The sequence below is a fragment of the Ruegeria sp. AB9 genome (assembly GCF_056542585.1).
Window position 1 is genome coordinate 347433 of the sequence record NZ_JBQGAA010000003.1, and the last position, 14519, is coordinate 361951.

Sequence of the window (14519 nt, forward strand, 5' to 3'; positions counted from 1 at the left end):
TCAGTGGTGAGCACGGACAAGCACCCGATTAGAACCGCCACTCATAGGACGCCCAGACTGCCTGCGTTGACACTTCTGCGCCAAGGGTCGATCGGGCCTCGAGATTCAGGCTGCCCCCGTGATCAAATGCCTTTTGGTAGCTAAGGCCAACCTCGCCAAAGGTTTCATTGCCACTTCCACCGGATGCCAAGAGCAGCGTATTGCCGAAGATTGTTACATCAACCGCAGACGGAGCATCTGCATCACGGTGAACAGCTGCAAGCGATGCTGACAGCACTCCGCCTGCCAATGATGTCGAGTAGCTTCCGCCCAACCGTGTTTCACTGAAAGTGACGTCTCGCTCTCCGACCGTCGCATTGGCGGATGTACCCGTTTCGGTGTACCCCTCCAGATCTTGCCGGCCATAGAGGAAACTCGCCCGCGGCGTGAACACAGCGCCGTTTTGCATCGCGTAGTCCCTCTGAGCCGCGACCAAAGCTGTGAACATGTCGCTGGAATAGTCGGCGTCTGCATCAGAACCATTGACGGCGCGCGTTTCCTTATGGTCAAGATGCCCGTATCCCAACCCAAAACTCAGATCGGCAAAACCGAAGTTCTGAGCGACCAAACCGCTGAGATACACACCTGTTGTGTCAAACGACGCAGTGCCGAAGGTTCCGTCATTTTCAAGGTAACTGGCCCCGATTCCAAACCGCAGGCCCGTACCCAAGTCGCGCGTCACTCCAGCGCTGACACTCCACATATTCGAGGACAACGCTGGCGTATCTGACCCCGCGTCCGCGTCGCTTTGGCTGCCGCTGATCAGGAAATACGGGCGGAACCCTTCGATCGGCCCGCTGCCCTTCGTGCTGAGCACGGTCCGTTCACCACTGTTGTTCAGGTCAGGCGACCCTTGCAACTGACGGGCAAGGTCATAGGACAAGCCCGCAATCTCGAAGGACTGGTTCAGGTTTGGTTGCACTTCTTCAGCATCATAAGATGCGTAGACAGGCGCTGCACCGCCTTCGCCATCCACAAACCAGCCCTGGCTGGGATCAGTGACGCGTGTAGTAAACGCGCCCTGCGCGATGTCGTCGTCCTGAAAACGGTAGACAACCCTGTCACCTAAATTCGTTAGGTTGACGTCATGATCGCTGACCCTGATTTTGCCATCGATATCTGCGGTGGTCTCAACGTTTAGTGTGCCACCTCCGTCGCCCAGAAACACGGCGTAGCTTTCGCCCGAGGATGTGGCCGAGATATCGCCGGTGACGTTGACCGTGCCTTCTGCTGCCTCGATAAAAAGACCGTAGGCTTCTGCGGTAGGGCCTACAGCGGTCACTTGAATCGAACCGCTATGTGTCATGGTCGCGCCCGCAGAAAGCTGCTCTGCGTGCAGGCCAAAAGCGCTGGCCGTTCCATCCCCCGATACCGAGACGCTTATACTGCCACTGTTTTCCAATGACCCATCGATGGTGTTGCCAGAAATTCCCGACGCAGAAGCCTCTGATACACCTTGGGTGGTGGTATTTACAGTCACAGAGCCGCTGTTGACGAAGGAAGCCCCAGACAGGATATCGTTTGGTTCAATGCCGAATGCCTCAGCCTGCGCAACGTCATTGGCCACCAGCGATACCATTATGTCGCCCGAGTTCCGAAAGTTGCCCTCGACGTCTGATATGTCGATCCCATAGGCGGCCGCAGCGATCATGCTTTGTGCTGTTGCTTCGACCCGGACCGCACCGGAGTTGAAAACTGAGCCCGTCAGGGATACGTCACCAATATCCATGCCATAGGCTTCGGCAAAGAAACCGTTCTGACCTTGCAAAGAAACCAAAACATCGCCCGTGTTCGAGAACGCGCCATCGACGTCGTCTCCGAATATTCCAAACGCGACGCTCCCAAACGACCCGTCTGCCTCGACTGCGGTTGAAATCGTGCCGGAGTTTGCAAATGCTCCTCCGGTCTCAATCGCACCCTTATCGATTCCGGCAGCAAAGGCGGTTGAAGAGCCACTGTTTCTGGCACTGACCTGGATACTGCCTGAGTTGCTTACGCTGCCGCTGATATCGCCGATTTCCAGACCGGCCGCATCGGCAGAGGAGCTTCCAACCGCTGCAACTGTGATTGCCGCCGAGTTCTGGAACTGCCCCGAGACAGCATCCATTTCGATCCCATCGGCAAAGGCAAAAGCCCCTTCGGCGTACACCTCAATCGTACCGGAATTTGCGACCTGTCCGGTCACGTCGTCCATGTCGATGCCGTTTGCATGCGCCGATGACCCGCCTACCGCTTGAACCTGAATGCTCCCGCTGTTTTCAAGCGTACCGGAAACGATTTCCAGATTGATGCCTTCCGCAAACGCACTGGTCCCGTCTGCAATCGCCGTAATCGTCCCCGTGTTTGTTAGTACGCCGTCAACATTGAAACCATAGATGCCGTAGGCGGTGGCGGATGACGTCGCCGAGGCCGAAACCGTCAGGTTTCCGGTGTTTTGAAGCTGCCCGGTAATGTCAGATACACTGATCGCTTCGGCACGCGCACTGGTGGCGTTAGAGATATTTATACCAACCGCGCCGCTGTTTTGCAGCGAGCCTGAAACCCTGCTCGCCGATATACCCTCGACGCGCGCATCGGATCCATCCGTGCTGATTGCGATTGTACCGCCATTGGTCACGGACCCCGAGATATTCGACATGCGAAAGCCGCTGACCTCGATGCTGGAACCCTGCACATTCATTTGAATTGTGCCCGAATTCGTCAGGCTGCCCGAGACATCCCGCGTGTCGATCCCGTAGGCGGTCGCGTGGCTTGTGGCGGATACCGTCAGGTCCAATGTGCCCGAGTTGTTCAGCGTGCCCGCGACGGTTTGGGCGGTAATGCCATACGCCTCACCGCTTGAGGCGTTCTGCGCATTGGCCACGATATCTCCGGCATTGTTCAGAACCCCCGAACTGCTGATATCCTGCACCAAAATGCCCTGCGCCTCTGGGCTATCCCCGGTTGCAGTGATTGTCATCGTGCCACTGTTTTGCAGAGCACCCGTCAGGTCGCCAGCTTCGATACCGATGGCGCTGCCGCCGGATGTCGCAAGGGCCGAAACTGTCAGCGTCCCGGTGTTTGTGACGCTGCCGCTTACGTCATCAACCAGGATACCGATTGCGGTTGCACTTCCGCTTGTGGCCTCTGCCCGGGCGGAAATTCTGCCGCTGTTTGAAAGAGAGCCGTCAATGTTACTGGCTGCGATCCCCCGAGCACCTGCACCAGTGACACCATCCGCCCTGACCTCCAATGCCCCGGAGTTCGCGACATTTCCGAAAACGCTAACAAAATTCAGCCCATCAGCGTTGGCGTCGCTTGCATTGGCAATTGCCCGCACAGTAACCTGGCCGCTGTTGTTGAAGGTGGCGGCACTGCCCATCTCACCAACATCAAACCCATCGACAGACGCGCTCAAGCCGGACGCCACTCCGTTCAAGACACCAGTATTGTTCACAGAACCAGTGATTTCAGAGCTGTCCAATATTTCTACGATATCAAAAAAAGCGCTGCCGTCCGTCGTGTTTACGCCGACCGTCAGGGCTCCACTGTTTTCCAAATGGCCCGAGAGGCCCAGAATTTCGATTGCATCAGCACTTGCATTTGTGTTGCCGTCGAGTTGAACCCTGATCGACCCGGTATTAGTCAGACTTCCTGCAAGATCGTTTATCTCGATTCCGTCTCCACCTGCATTTCCACTAAGGCTGGTTGCCGCAACGTCTATCGGACCCGAATTGATGACCTGACCCGTTACCTGGTCAATCTGAATGCCGTCTACATTGGCGTTAAAGCCGTCAGTCGATGCGGTAACATTGATGCTACCCGTATTCGTTAGTGTCCCGTCCACGCTGGTCGACCGGATACCGTCGGCCACGGCTCTGCTGCTTGTGTCCACATCGACGTCAATGGTGCCCGTGTTCGAGAGAGTTCCAGCCACAGCACCAGTCTGGACACCCGCAGCCGTTCCAAAAGTTAAAGCAGAGTTAGCTATGCTGATAGTGCCGGTGTTTTGCAGTGAACCATTAACGTCACCCTGAACATCGATACCCTTTAGGTTTGCAGAGTCGCCTGCCGCCGCTCCCATCGTGATCGTGCCCGAGTTCAGAACCGAACCGGCCAGGTCACCGTTAATGTCAATCGCGGCGCGTGTCCTGTTAATTCCCTCTGGCGACGACAACAGCCCCTCATTGGTCAGGTCACTGGTGTAGTCGGGTACATTGACAACAACCAGACCCGAGCCTGATAGCGGGTTCACAATGATCGAGCCGGTATTGGTGATCGTATGGTCTTCGTCTACTGCACTCACCAAAGGCGTGGTCCGCGCGGTCGAGACGGTTTCGGCGCTGCCGGTGCCAACCGAGAGTGCCACAACGGAGGCCGTGCTTAAAAAAAGCGATGGCGCGATGCTTGCGACCCTGCCCTTGAATTTCGTCAAACGACCACCGCGCGCAACCGCACGTTTCTTCTGCTCAGTCAGCATAAAACCCCGCCTCACCTGGCTATGTTTCCATTCCCCGTGCCCCCGGTTTGTTCCGAAGTGCACTCGCATTGCGTATCTATTTTAGGCACGCGTCAGAAAGTGGTTAAAGAGGCAATAGAGGCAGGATTATGGCTGAATCAGCAGTTTAGAACTTTGGTTTATGCCTTATTTCATTGGCGCGCGTGCCATGTTGAGACCTGATGCCTTTTAACGCTTTGTTTCTTCTCCGGACGCTCTGAAAATTGATCCAAAACATCAGGCGACAGATCCGCCATCGGTCAGGTCTTCCAGAAGTGCGCTCAGCAGCTGGGCTTTCCCGGCGTATCCCGATTTTTTGTAGATCGAGTTGGTCTGGGCCTTAATCGTACCTTCCTTGGCGCTGCGGATTTCGGCCATTTCAGCCGTCGAGCATCCCTTGATCAAAAGCCGGGTGACTTCTCGCTCGGCCTCCGAAAAAGACCATTCTTCAAAATAAGCGTTCAGCAGATCTTCGAACGCACCTGAAGCGCGGGCAACCTTGTCTTCCAGCGTTTCCTGATACCGGCTCATTTTCAGGACCTCGTTCCCCAACACCATGATCGCGCCGAACAACGACAGCATGATCAGCACCTCCCAGACGTGGATATCGTCCCATTCGTCAATCCAGGCCACACCCATGGCTTCACCAATGTCCTCAAACAGCATCACGCAAGCGCAGAACAGGGAGGCAAAGAAAGAGAAAGTCAGACGTTTTTTTGAAGGCATCGGTGGGACCATGGCAGTTGAGAAATGTTCAGGCTGCGTATGTAAAACCCGAAAGAGGCACAAGCCAGGAATGGCATTTTGGCCAGAGCTTCAGTTTATCCCATCACTTTCCTTTCGTGGACCAGCGGAATTCGGACAAGCCAGACGCCCTTGGCCGTCAGGGTAAGGGCGCTGCCCTCACCTACCAACAGTCAAACCGCACCAGATGAGATTAGTCGCAGACCCCAATAAGCAAGAAAAACGCAGGGCTCTTTCAAGCTGCAAAAAAACTTGGCCAAGGCCAAAATCTTCCGGTTTGACGATTCTGGCGACTACCAACCAAATAGAGCCACTCATGGATACATCATCAAGAGGGCAGCGCATGTCTCAGCACCGTAATCAGATTGGTTTCCCGCAAATTGGCAAGCCTGCCAAGGATATCCTCGACGCGATGGACGCGGCGCGGGTTGGAGATTGGGATTGGTTCTCTCTCAAAAACCTGACGGCCTCCTACTATGGCGGAAGTGATGTGGCGGAAGTTGCCAAAGACGCTTTCGTAAAACATATCGGCGACAACGTCGTTCACCAGACTGGGTTGCATCCATCGGTTCGGAAATACGAAACCGAAGTGATTGAGATGGTGAAAGAGCTGTTTCATGCCCCTGAAAACGCAGCGGCAACTATCACGACAGGCGGATCGGAATCCATCATTTTGGCTCTTAAAACTGCGCGCGACCGTGCGCGTGAGCTGAAAGGGATTACGGAACCCAATATCATCGTGCCGCAGTCGGCCTATGCCGTCTTCAACAAGCTAAGCCATTTCCTTGGGATCGAGGTCACCCAGATGGACAAAAGCCCCGACTACAGGGCTGACGTGGCTGGCATGAAAGCGGCCATCAATAAAAACACGATCATGTTGGTGGGTTCCTGCCCGCCATTCCCTCTGGGCGTTGTTGACCCGATTGAAGAGATCGCGGCAATCGCCCGGGAACACGATTTGTGGATGCATGTCGACGCCTGTATCGGTGGCTTCATGCTGCCGTTCGCAAAAGACCTGGGCTACGACGTCCCGAACTTTGACTTCTCTGTACCCGGTGTGACCTCGATGTCGGCCGACTTCCACAAATACGGGTACAGCTATCGCGGGTGCTCGATCCTGGTTCTGCGTGATGCGGAATTGGTCAACTGGCAGGGTTTCAAGGTCGCGAATTGGAACGCAGGCGATTACTATTCGAAGAACACCGCTGGCTCGCGCAATTCGGGTCCGATTGCTTCGGCATGGGCAGTGTTCAACTATCTTGGCCGCGAGGGTTTCCTGCGCGTGACCGGCGACGTTATCAAAGGTCGCGAAGCGTTCTGCAACGGGATCAACGCGATCGATGAGCTGGAAATCCTGGGAACACCCCAAGGGCCGCACTTTGCCTTCAAGGCAGACGGGCTGAACATTCTTGCCATTGCGGATGGGCTGATGGATCGCGGATGGGCGATCAACATCGGTAGCAAACCGGACGCCATTCTGCTGATGCTGTCTTGCCATCACCACGAAATCGCTGATGACTTCTTGAAAGATCTTCGTGAAGTGGTCGAAGCCGTAAAATCCGGTGAGCTTAAGGCGAAGGGTGAAGAAGAAGTGTACGGCATCTATTGATGTGCGCATGGGAGGGTATGTGATGGAAATTCGCAAGCTGGCTGTTTACGCGGAAACCGTAGTCTCTGAAGCTGGGAAACCTAATGCAGACGAAGTCACGCGCGTGGCGGCAGCGGGTGTGATCTCAAACCCTTTCGCCGGCAAGTTCCAGGATGATCTAAGCCAACTCTTCGAGTTCGGGGGCTTGCTTGGGGAAAGGTTGGTTCAGGCCGCCCTGCCCCACCTGCCGCGGGCCGCCGTATCTTACGGTAAAGCTGCTATCGTAGGCGTGAACGGTGATATCGAGCATGGTCACGCCATGTTGCACCCAAAGCTGGGAAAGGCCATGCGCGATCCGATTGGCGGAGGTGCCGCGCTGATCCCGTCATCGGCAAAGGTCGCCGCGGCTGGTACAGTATTGGATGTACCGCTTGGCCATAAGGATGATGCCTGGTCATTTGATCATTTTGATACAATCAGCGTGTCTGTTCCTGACAGCCCTCGCCCTGACGAGATCATGATGGTCATAGCTCTTGCCGATGGCAGTCGTATTAATCCGCGTGTTGGAAAGACACGCGCCGCAATCTGAGGACACAATGACTCCTGATAGAGATCGTCTCGCACGGACACTTATTGAACTGGTCAAAATTCGGAGTGTGAATCCATTTGATGAAACCGCCAAGGAAGGTTTCCGCGAACAGGAAATGTCGGATGATTTGCTGTCCAGATTTCAAACTCTGGGCATGGAGACGGGGTGGCGCCAGGTTGCACCGGGTCGCCCGAACGTTTGGGGTCGGCTGAAGGGAACCGGCGGCGGACCGACCATCATGCTTGCCGCTCACATGGACACGGTCGGAACGGAAGGTTACGAGGCGGCGTTTGACGCGGAGCTAAAAGATGGCCGGATCAAAGGCCGCGGATCCTGCGATATGAAAGCCGCATTTGCCTGCTATATCGAAGTCGTCCGCATGCTGCGCGAGAACGACATCAAATTGCCGGGCGATTTGATTATCGTGGGGATCGTCGATGAAGAGCATTTGCTGACCGGCTCTGCCGAGATGGGTGAAAACGGCCCCAGCGCGGACTTTGGGATTATCGGAGAGCCGTCAAAGCTGGCGATTTGTCCGACACATAAAGGCCAGTTATGCGCCAAAATTGTCACCAGTGGTGTGGCCACACATTCGTCGCGGCCAGAGAAAGGTGTCAATGCTGTCGAACATATGGGTGCGGTCATTCAACTCCTTTCGGGGTTAAACGCAGAGCTTCAGGAAAGAGGACCGACTCATCCTTTGTGCGGCACCGGACGGTTTTCGATGAATGTCATCCGTGGTGGGACTTTCGCCTCTGGAATTCCGGATCAGTGCGAAATGGAAGTGGATCGCCGCTTCCTGCCCGGCGAGGACATCGATGATATTCTGGGCGATTATCGTGCCCGTTTGGCCGAGTTGAGCAAGACTATTCCAGATTTCCAGGCTGAAGTTATCGGTCCAACCCTGCTGGCCCGAGCGCTGGACGTGCCATTGACCTCACCTCTCGTCGAGGCAATTTCGGGCGCAGCCAAGGCAACACTTAAAACCGACCCCGAGATCACCGCGTTTCCTGGTGGCACCGACGCACCCAACCTTGGGTTTCCTTGTGTCATCTGTGGTCCAGGGGACCTGGCACAGGCGCACAGTACGGATGAATATGTTGAGCTGAAAGAAATGGTGCAGGCGACCGAGATTTATCTAAGAACGGTTTTGTCTTTGAACGGGTTTAAGAGCACCGAAGTGAGCGGCTTTTTCAGTCAAGGTTGCGTATAATCAGCGTCTCACAGTTGACGCAACTTCAGAAGAAAATGCCTGGCGACGAATAGCAGCACCAAGACTCCGCGGATCGCTGTTGGTTACGTCTCGTAAGTTAGGCACTGTTACCCGATCGCTGATTTATAGGTGTTCAAGTTGAGCGGCAGTCGATATTTACACTGCAATTGGTCGACAGATCTCAAGGTTGCGGAAACATTGGCTCCGGTTTCAACTCAGCGAGACGGTGAGTGCCTTTCGCACTCCCCCTTCTCAAACTGCAGGCCCGCCAAATGGCCGAGCTTGCAAAAGAAAGCGGTCGGGTAATTGTCTCGGTAGTAGAAGTAATTGGCTGCTGCGACACTGACTGCAACAACCAAAACTCCAAGCAGCCGCCGTTTCCTTTCCATCTTCAACTGCCATTGCCTGATGAAGCTCTGGGGAAAAAGTTCAGTACGATTTCATGCATATCGGCTTGCCTCGAGCCCTTCGAACGAAATGTCAGGCTGGCGTTCAACGACCAAGTCCGCAACCGCGCGACTTGATCCGCAGGCCATTGTCCATCCAAGAGTTCCGTGCCCAGTGTTCAGAAAAAGGTTTTTGAACTCAGTGCGCCCCAATACGGGTGTTCCGTCCGGAGTCATTGGACGCAGCCCGGTCCAATTTTCAATTTTTGTCTGATCGCCGCCATCGGGGAAAAGGTCATTGACGACATAGCGCACCGCATCGGTCGCGTGTTTGCCCAGCTTTTTGTTGAACCCGATGATTTCCGCCTGACCAGCAACGCGAATGCGGTCGCCAAGCCGTGTCAACGCGACCTTATAGGTCTCATCCATGATGGTAGATTGCGGCGCCACGGCCGGGTCTTTCACTGGCAGAGTTATGGAATAGCCTTTCACCGGATAGATCGGCAGATGAATGTCCAGTTCTTTCAGCAAGACAGCGGAATAAGGGCCGAGGCAGCAGACAAATCCATCACCCTCAAACGAGTCATTCTCGGTCAGAACAGATGAAATCTGATCGTTTCGGGTTTCGAAGCCCTTGATCGTTTCATTGTACCGAAACTTGACACCCATTTTCTCGGCTTCGGCGGCAAGGGCTGCGGTAAATTTTCGGCAATCGCCAGTGCGGTCGGATGTTAACTGCAGACCACCGACAAATTTCTCCGCGACATTGGCCAAGCCCGGTTCTGCGGTGATACAGGCATCGCGATCCAGAACTTCAAATGATGAGTCAAATTCGCGAAGAACGTCCTGATCAACCTTTGACGCCTCAAGCTGTTTTTCGGTCCGGAACAGTTGCAGTGTTCCGAGGTTTCGCTGGTCGAAATCGATTGGAACGTCTTTCAACAGATCCGTCAGTGCGTCTCTGCTATAGCTCGACACCCGCACCATGCGGCTTTTGTTGATGCGATAGGATTCCTCGTTGCAATTGCGCAGCATCTGCAATCCCCATGCCCACATAGACGGGCTGAGCAAGGGCCAGATTGTCAAAGGCCGGTGCCGCATCAGCAACCATTTCATGGCTTTCTTGGGAATTCCCGGCGCGGCCCATGGGGAGGACATTCCGTATGAAAGCTCACCAGCGTTTGCAAAGCTTGTTTCAAGACCGGCTTCCCGCTGCCGGTCAATGACCGTGACATCAACGCCCTGCTTTGCCAGATAATATGCTGTGGTGACGCCGATGACACCCGCACCAAGTACGATGACTTTCATTCGCTTAAGCTTTCACTGACCCGAATTGGCTGAATTACTCTGCTTCAACAGCAGTGACGATCACTTCGACGCGAAGCTGCGGACGCGCAAGTTTGGCCTCGCCGCAGGCCCGAGCCGGCGCATGACCCGCTGGAACCCACGCATCCCATACGTCATTCATTTCATTGAAGTCGGCCATGTCAGCTAACCAGACAATGGCTTGCAGCATGTGCTTGCGGGATGAACCATAGTTCTCGAGAATAGCGTCAACACGGGACAGGCAGTCTTTTGTTTGCTCTGCCACAGTCTCGCCACTTCCGACCTGACCGCAGAGATACAGCACGCCGTTGTGCTTTACGACTTTGCTCATGCGTTGACCGGTTTCAAAACGTTCTATCATTTTATTGTCCTTGATTGGGAAGTTGGGTGTCTTCAGTTCGCAGTGTGACTTTTTTCTGTGAGGATATGAGCCCCACTATCTGTATCTGCTTGCCCGACAACGAATTGGTGTTGTTTCGTACCTTCTCCGAAATCGAAGGTTGAAGCTTGACCGCGACGTGAAACCAGTTGCGATCGATACTTCGTCGATCGACAAGTCTGTGAACTTCAGGAGGTGGAAGGCGCGTTCCAAACGTATGTTCAGGTAGACGGATGTCGGCGTTTCCCCAAAAAACCTCTGAAACTTGCGTTGCACTTGACGCGGCGACGCCTCCAATGACTTCGAAAGCCCATCAAGGCAAAGCGGATCTTCCACGTTTTGTTTCATCATCGCTATAGCGCGACAAAGAGTTGAATTACCTTTCGCAAGTCGAAGGTAATGGTTCTCGGCCTCCGATCGGTTCGCGGAAGAAGAAAAGGTCAGGCCAATGTGGCTCAGAACTTGCTGAGCGAGAAAATCACCGCAGTCATCAGCGACCATAGATCCGATCATGTGCAACGCCGCAAGTTCACCGGTCGCGGAATGCACCTTGCCATGGCGGAATGCTGGCACATCTTCCGACGCTATCTGTATTGCTTCTTCATCAGCCGCCTCAAAAAATTTGGTGTGGATACAGAAGCTGTAGTTTCGAAGGAAAGGCACTTGAGCCGCAAGCAAGACCGCACCTCCAACGAGCCCGATGCGATCTGTGCAAGGTAAGTGTGTTCTCAATAATCGTGTGCCGATTTCACTTGGCAGCCAGGGTTTGCTTAGACCGCCAAACAAAATGACTGTTCGCGTTGACAGATCGGAACGCAAGGAAAACGCACTCTCCACACTGCGAACAACTTCTATTCGGTACTTCTTTTCTGATGCAAACCTGTTTGTGAGTTTAAGCAGCTCTAAACAAGCTGCCACGGCATACATGGAGTTGCAGTCCTGAACGACAAAGACCACGTCTTTGGCGCTGCCGCTGTGCTCTCCCCAAAAATCATTTGGGTCGGCAATGATCTCGGTCTGATGCAACATAGCGTACCTCGGATAGGTGTTTGGCTCAGGGATCGTTGAGAGAGTTTTCCGGAGGCGTATCTGCCTTGTGTAGAAACTTGGAGAATTCCTGGTCCGGCACCAAGCTGCCGCCAGTCGCCCAAATCACGTGAACTGCGTTACACATCGCAGGGCTTAAACAGTTTTCATTCAGGTATTTCTGACCTTCATCAGAGCCCAGAACAATTGCGGGGCCGCCCAGACCAGCTGCAGCAGATGGTTCCAGTTTTTGCCCGGTTTTATCCCACGCGACCCTCAACCAGCGGAAAAGGTCTCTATCGCGTACCGTGTAAACACCGCTCAGCAACGGCTGCATAACGTGCGCGACAAACCGGCTGACTTCGGCAACCGCCATTCCATCAGCTTCAGTCTTGTTTGTCAGGCCGATGTCATAGACGGATACAGGTCTTTCTAAACCCGACGCCAGTTGAACCAAAGCGCAAGGGGACTGAGCAGGTTCGACGAAGAAGCTGTGCGCGTTTAAACCGAATTCCTGCGCGATCCCGTAGGCTATTCCGCCCGGCGCCCCTCCGATCCCGCAAGGAAGATAGAGAAACAAGGGCGTGTTTTGATCTATCCGAATACCTTTACTCTCTAACTGTTTACGCAGCTCTGACGCTGCGGCAGAGTAGCCGTAGAAGAGTAATTCGGATCTTTCATCATCAACAAAATAGGTATTGGGGTCATTGTCTGCTTCGGCGCGGGCTTCGGAAACCGCGGTGCCATAGTCGGCCTTGTGCTGTACAACCTGCACGTCATAGTTCCGCAGCCGCGCAACCTTCCATGGTTTTGCATCCGACGACATGTGAACAACGGCACGAAATCCAAGAGCGCGCGCTACGACACCAATGCTAAGTCCAAGGTTTCCGGTCGAGCCAACAGCAATAGTGTATTTTCCGAAAACGGACTTGATGGAGTCATTAGCGAGATGCTTGATCGGATCACAGGGCGACATCAAATTCAACTTGAGCGCCAACGACAAGGCGTACTGACACACCTCATAGATTCCGCCTCGAGCCTTTATCGAACCTGCCACAGGCAAGTTGTTGTCAGCTTTGAGAAAATACCGACCTTGCGAGAACCCGAATTCGCAATCTTGTGCCGTTAACTCTACCAAATCAGATGCCAAAATGCCCCTGCTGGTTTTCAACTCCGGAAAGCAGTTTTCAAGTAACGGGGAAAATTTTTCCCAATTGGCGACCGCTTCCGCCACCTTTTGGGGATGAGCAACGTCGTTTGAAACGTCCTGAACCGATATTCTGTTGGAATTGATCCACAGCACCGGGTCTCCTGATAGAAGTCGGGCTTTCAAGCTATGTTCCATGACGAATTAGACCCCGAAGTATCGCACCATTAGAGATTGAAGGAATTGCCCCGTCGCAAGGGAGTATGCGACGGGGCAGGTTTGTGGTCCGGATTTCAGACCACCTGGGAGTGTATTAGCTGGCGTAAGCGGGAAAGGCCGCGCACAAGTCCGCAACGGCGGCTTTGCAGCGCGAGACTGTCCCATCGGTTACGCCAGCGGCTTCTGCCTCAATGAGGTTTGCAATCAAGTTGCCAAGTTCTTCAAACTCGGTTTCTTTCATGCCGCGAGTGGTGGCAGCGCTCACTCCCAACCGCAATCCAACCCATTCGGGCGGACGCGGGCTGTCATTTGGAATTGCGTTCTTGTTTGCAGTAATATTGGCCTTTTCCAGAACAACTTCGGCACGTTTTCCAGTGATGCCTTTCGGGCTGAGATCAACCAGCACCAAATGGGTATCAGTACCGCCAGACACAATGCGCAACCCGCGACCCTGCAGCGTTTCCGCAAGTTTGGCCGCATTGGCTTTGACCTGCGCGCCGTATTCTTTGAACTCATCAGTCAGCGCTTCAGCGAGGCAAACTGCTTTGGCTGCGAGCACTTGGCTGTGAATCGAACCCTGAACGCCCGGGAATACGGCCGATTGCAGCTTTTTGAACCACTCCTCGTTATTGGTGAGGATCAGGCCGCCGCGAGGACCACGCAACGTTTTGGTGGTTGTACAGGTAACGATGTCGGCGTGAGGGAAAGGTGACGGGTGCACACCTGCTGCGACGAGGCCTGCAATGTGCGCCATATCCACATGGAAAAAGGCTCCTACATTCTTGGCGATCTGGCCCATGCGATCAAAGTCGATCTCACGTGGGTAAGCGGAACCACCAGTAATGAGCAGTTTGGGCTGGATTTCCTTTGCCAGTTCCTCAAGCGCGTCGTAATCGATAACTTCGGTTTCAGCATCAACACCATAGTGGTGCGGTTCGAACCAGCGTCCTGACAGGTTGGCTTTCAGCCCGTGGCTCAGATGGCCACCGGCCGCCAGATCCAGCGACAAAACCTTGTCGCCTGGCTTGAGCAGCAAGAAGAAGACCGCAAGATTGGCCTGGCTCCCCGAATGCGGTTGAACGTTGGCATAGTCACAGCCGAACAGCTCTTTCGCACGATCAATTGCAGCCTGCTCGACAATGTCGACAAACTGTCCACCGCCATGAAAGCGGTTACCGGGATAGCCTTCCAGTGTCTTGTTGGTCATCTCGTGTCCGAGGACATCCAGAACCGCACGGCTGACGATGTTTTCTGAAGCGATCAGTTCGATCTGATCTTGCTGACGCTGTTTTTCGTTAACCAGCGCTTCTGCAACAACAGGATCGGTCACCACGATGGGGGTCGAAAAATGTTGCGACATTGGATTTCCTCCAGAGGGGTTTCGAT

10 protein-coding genes are annotated in these 14519 nt (G+C 54.2%); 3 read left to right on the forward strand and 7 right to left on the reverse strand.

The window, feature by feature from the left end; all coding sequences use genetic code 11:
• Positions 1 to 28: 28 nt before the first annotated feature.
• Together ACR0K5_RS10825 and ACR0K5_RS10830 are read right to left on the reverse strand one after the other, a co-directional pair.
• Positions 29 to 4498, reverse strand: a complete 4470-nt coding sequence (locus ACR0K5_RS10825; RefSeq protein WP_480629689.1) for a beta strand repeat-containing protein — start codon at positions 4496 to 4498, stop codon at positions 29 to 31.
• Between the two features lie 255 nt (positions 4499 to 4753).
• Positions 4754 to 5242 (reverse strand): helix-turn-helix transcriptional regulator, encoded by a 489-nt coding sequence (locus ACR0K5_RS10830; protein WP_480629690.1) that lies wholly within the window; start codon positions 5240 to 5242, stop codon positions 4754 to 4756.
• A gap of 361 nt (positions 5243 to 5603) precedes the next feature.
• Here ACR0K5_RS10830 and ACR0K5_RS10835 point away from each other — a divergent pair, with 361 nt between their 5' ends.
• From ACR0K5_RS10835 to ACR0K5_RS10845, 3 genes are read left to right on the forward strand one after another with little or no spacing between them, the layout of a single operon-like run.
• Complete coding sequence (locus ACR0K5_RS10835; protein WP_480629691.1) at positions 5604 to 6869, forward strand: pyridoxal phosphate-dependent decarboxylase family protein; 1266 nt, start codon at positions 5604 to 5606, stop codon at positions 6867 to 6869.
• A gap of 22 nt (positions 6870 to 6891) precedes the next feature.
• Positions 6892 to 7437, forward strand: a complete 546-nt coding sequence (locus ACR0K5_RS10840) for an amino acid synthesis family protein (RefSeq protein WP_480629692.1) — start codon at positions 6892 to 6894, stop codon at positions 7435 to 7437.
• 7 nt (positions 7438 to 7444) lie between these two features.
• Positions 7445 to 8650 carry a M20 family metallopeptidase gene (locus tag ACR0K5_RS10845; protein WP_480629693.1) on the forward strand — a complete coding sequence of 402 codons (1206 nt, stop codon included), beginning with the start codon at positions 7445 to 7447 and terminating at the stop codon, positions 8648 to 8650.
• A 440-nt stretch (positions 8651 to 9090) separates the two neighbouring features.
• Here the strand turns inward: ACR0K5_RS10845 and ACR0K5_RS10850 are convergent, their stop codons facing one another.
• The 5 genes from ACR0K5_RS10850 to ACR0K5_RS10870 form a co-directional block, all read right to left on the reverse strand.
• Positions 9091 to 10344, reverse strand: coding sequence for a D-amino acid dehydrogenase (locus ACR0K5_RS10850; RefSeq protein WP_480629694.1), 1254 nt, complete (start codon positions 10342 to 10344; stop codon positions 9091 to 9093).
• Between the two features lie 34 nt (positions 10345 to 10378).
• Positions 10379 to 10723 carry a RidA family protein gene (locus ACR0K5_RS10855; protein WP_480629695.1) on the reverse strand — a complete coding sequence of 115 codons (345 nt, stop codon included), beginning with the start codon at positions 10721 to 10723 and terminating at the stop codon, positions 10379 to 10381.
• Between the two features lie 75 nt (positions 10724 to 10798).
• The gene (locus ACR0K5_RS10860; protein WP_480629696.1) at positions 10799 to 11770 is read right to left on the reverse strand and encodes a helix-turn-helix domain-containing protein; all 972 of its coding nucleotides are present in this window, start codon (positions 11768 to 11770) and stop codon (positions 10799 to 10801) included.
• A 25-nt stretch (positions 11771 to 11795) separates the two neighbouring features.
• Entirely contained in the window at positions 11796 to 13112 is a 1317-nt protein-coding gene (locus tag ACR0K5_RS10865; RefSeq protein WP_480629697.1) for a D-serine ammonia-lyase, read from the reverse strand.
• A gap of 115 nt (positions 13113 to 13227) precedes the next feature.
• Positions 13228 to 14493, reverse strand: a complete 1266-nt coding sequence (locus ACR0K5_RS10870; RefSeq protein ID WP_480629698.1) for a serine hydroxymethyltransferase — start codon at positions 14491 to 14493, stop codon at positions 13228 to 13230.
• Between the last annotated feature and the right edge of the window lie 26 nt (positions 14494 to 14519).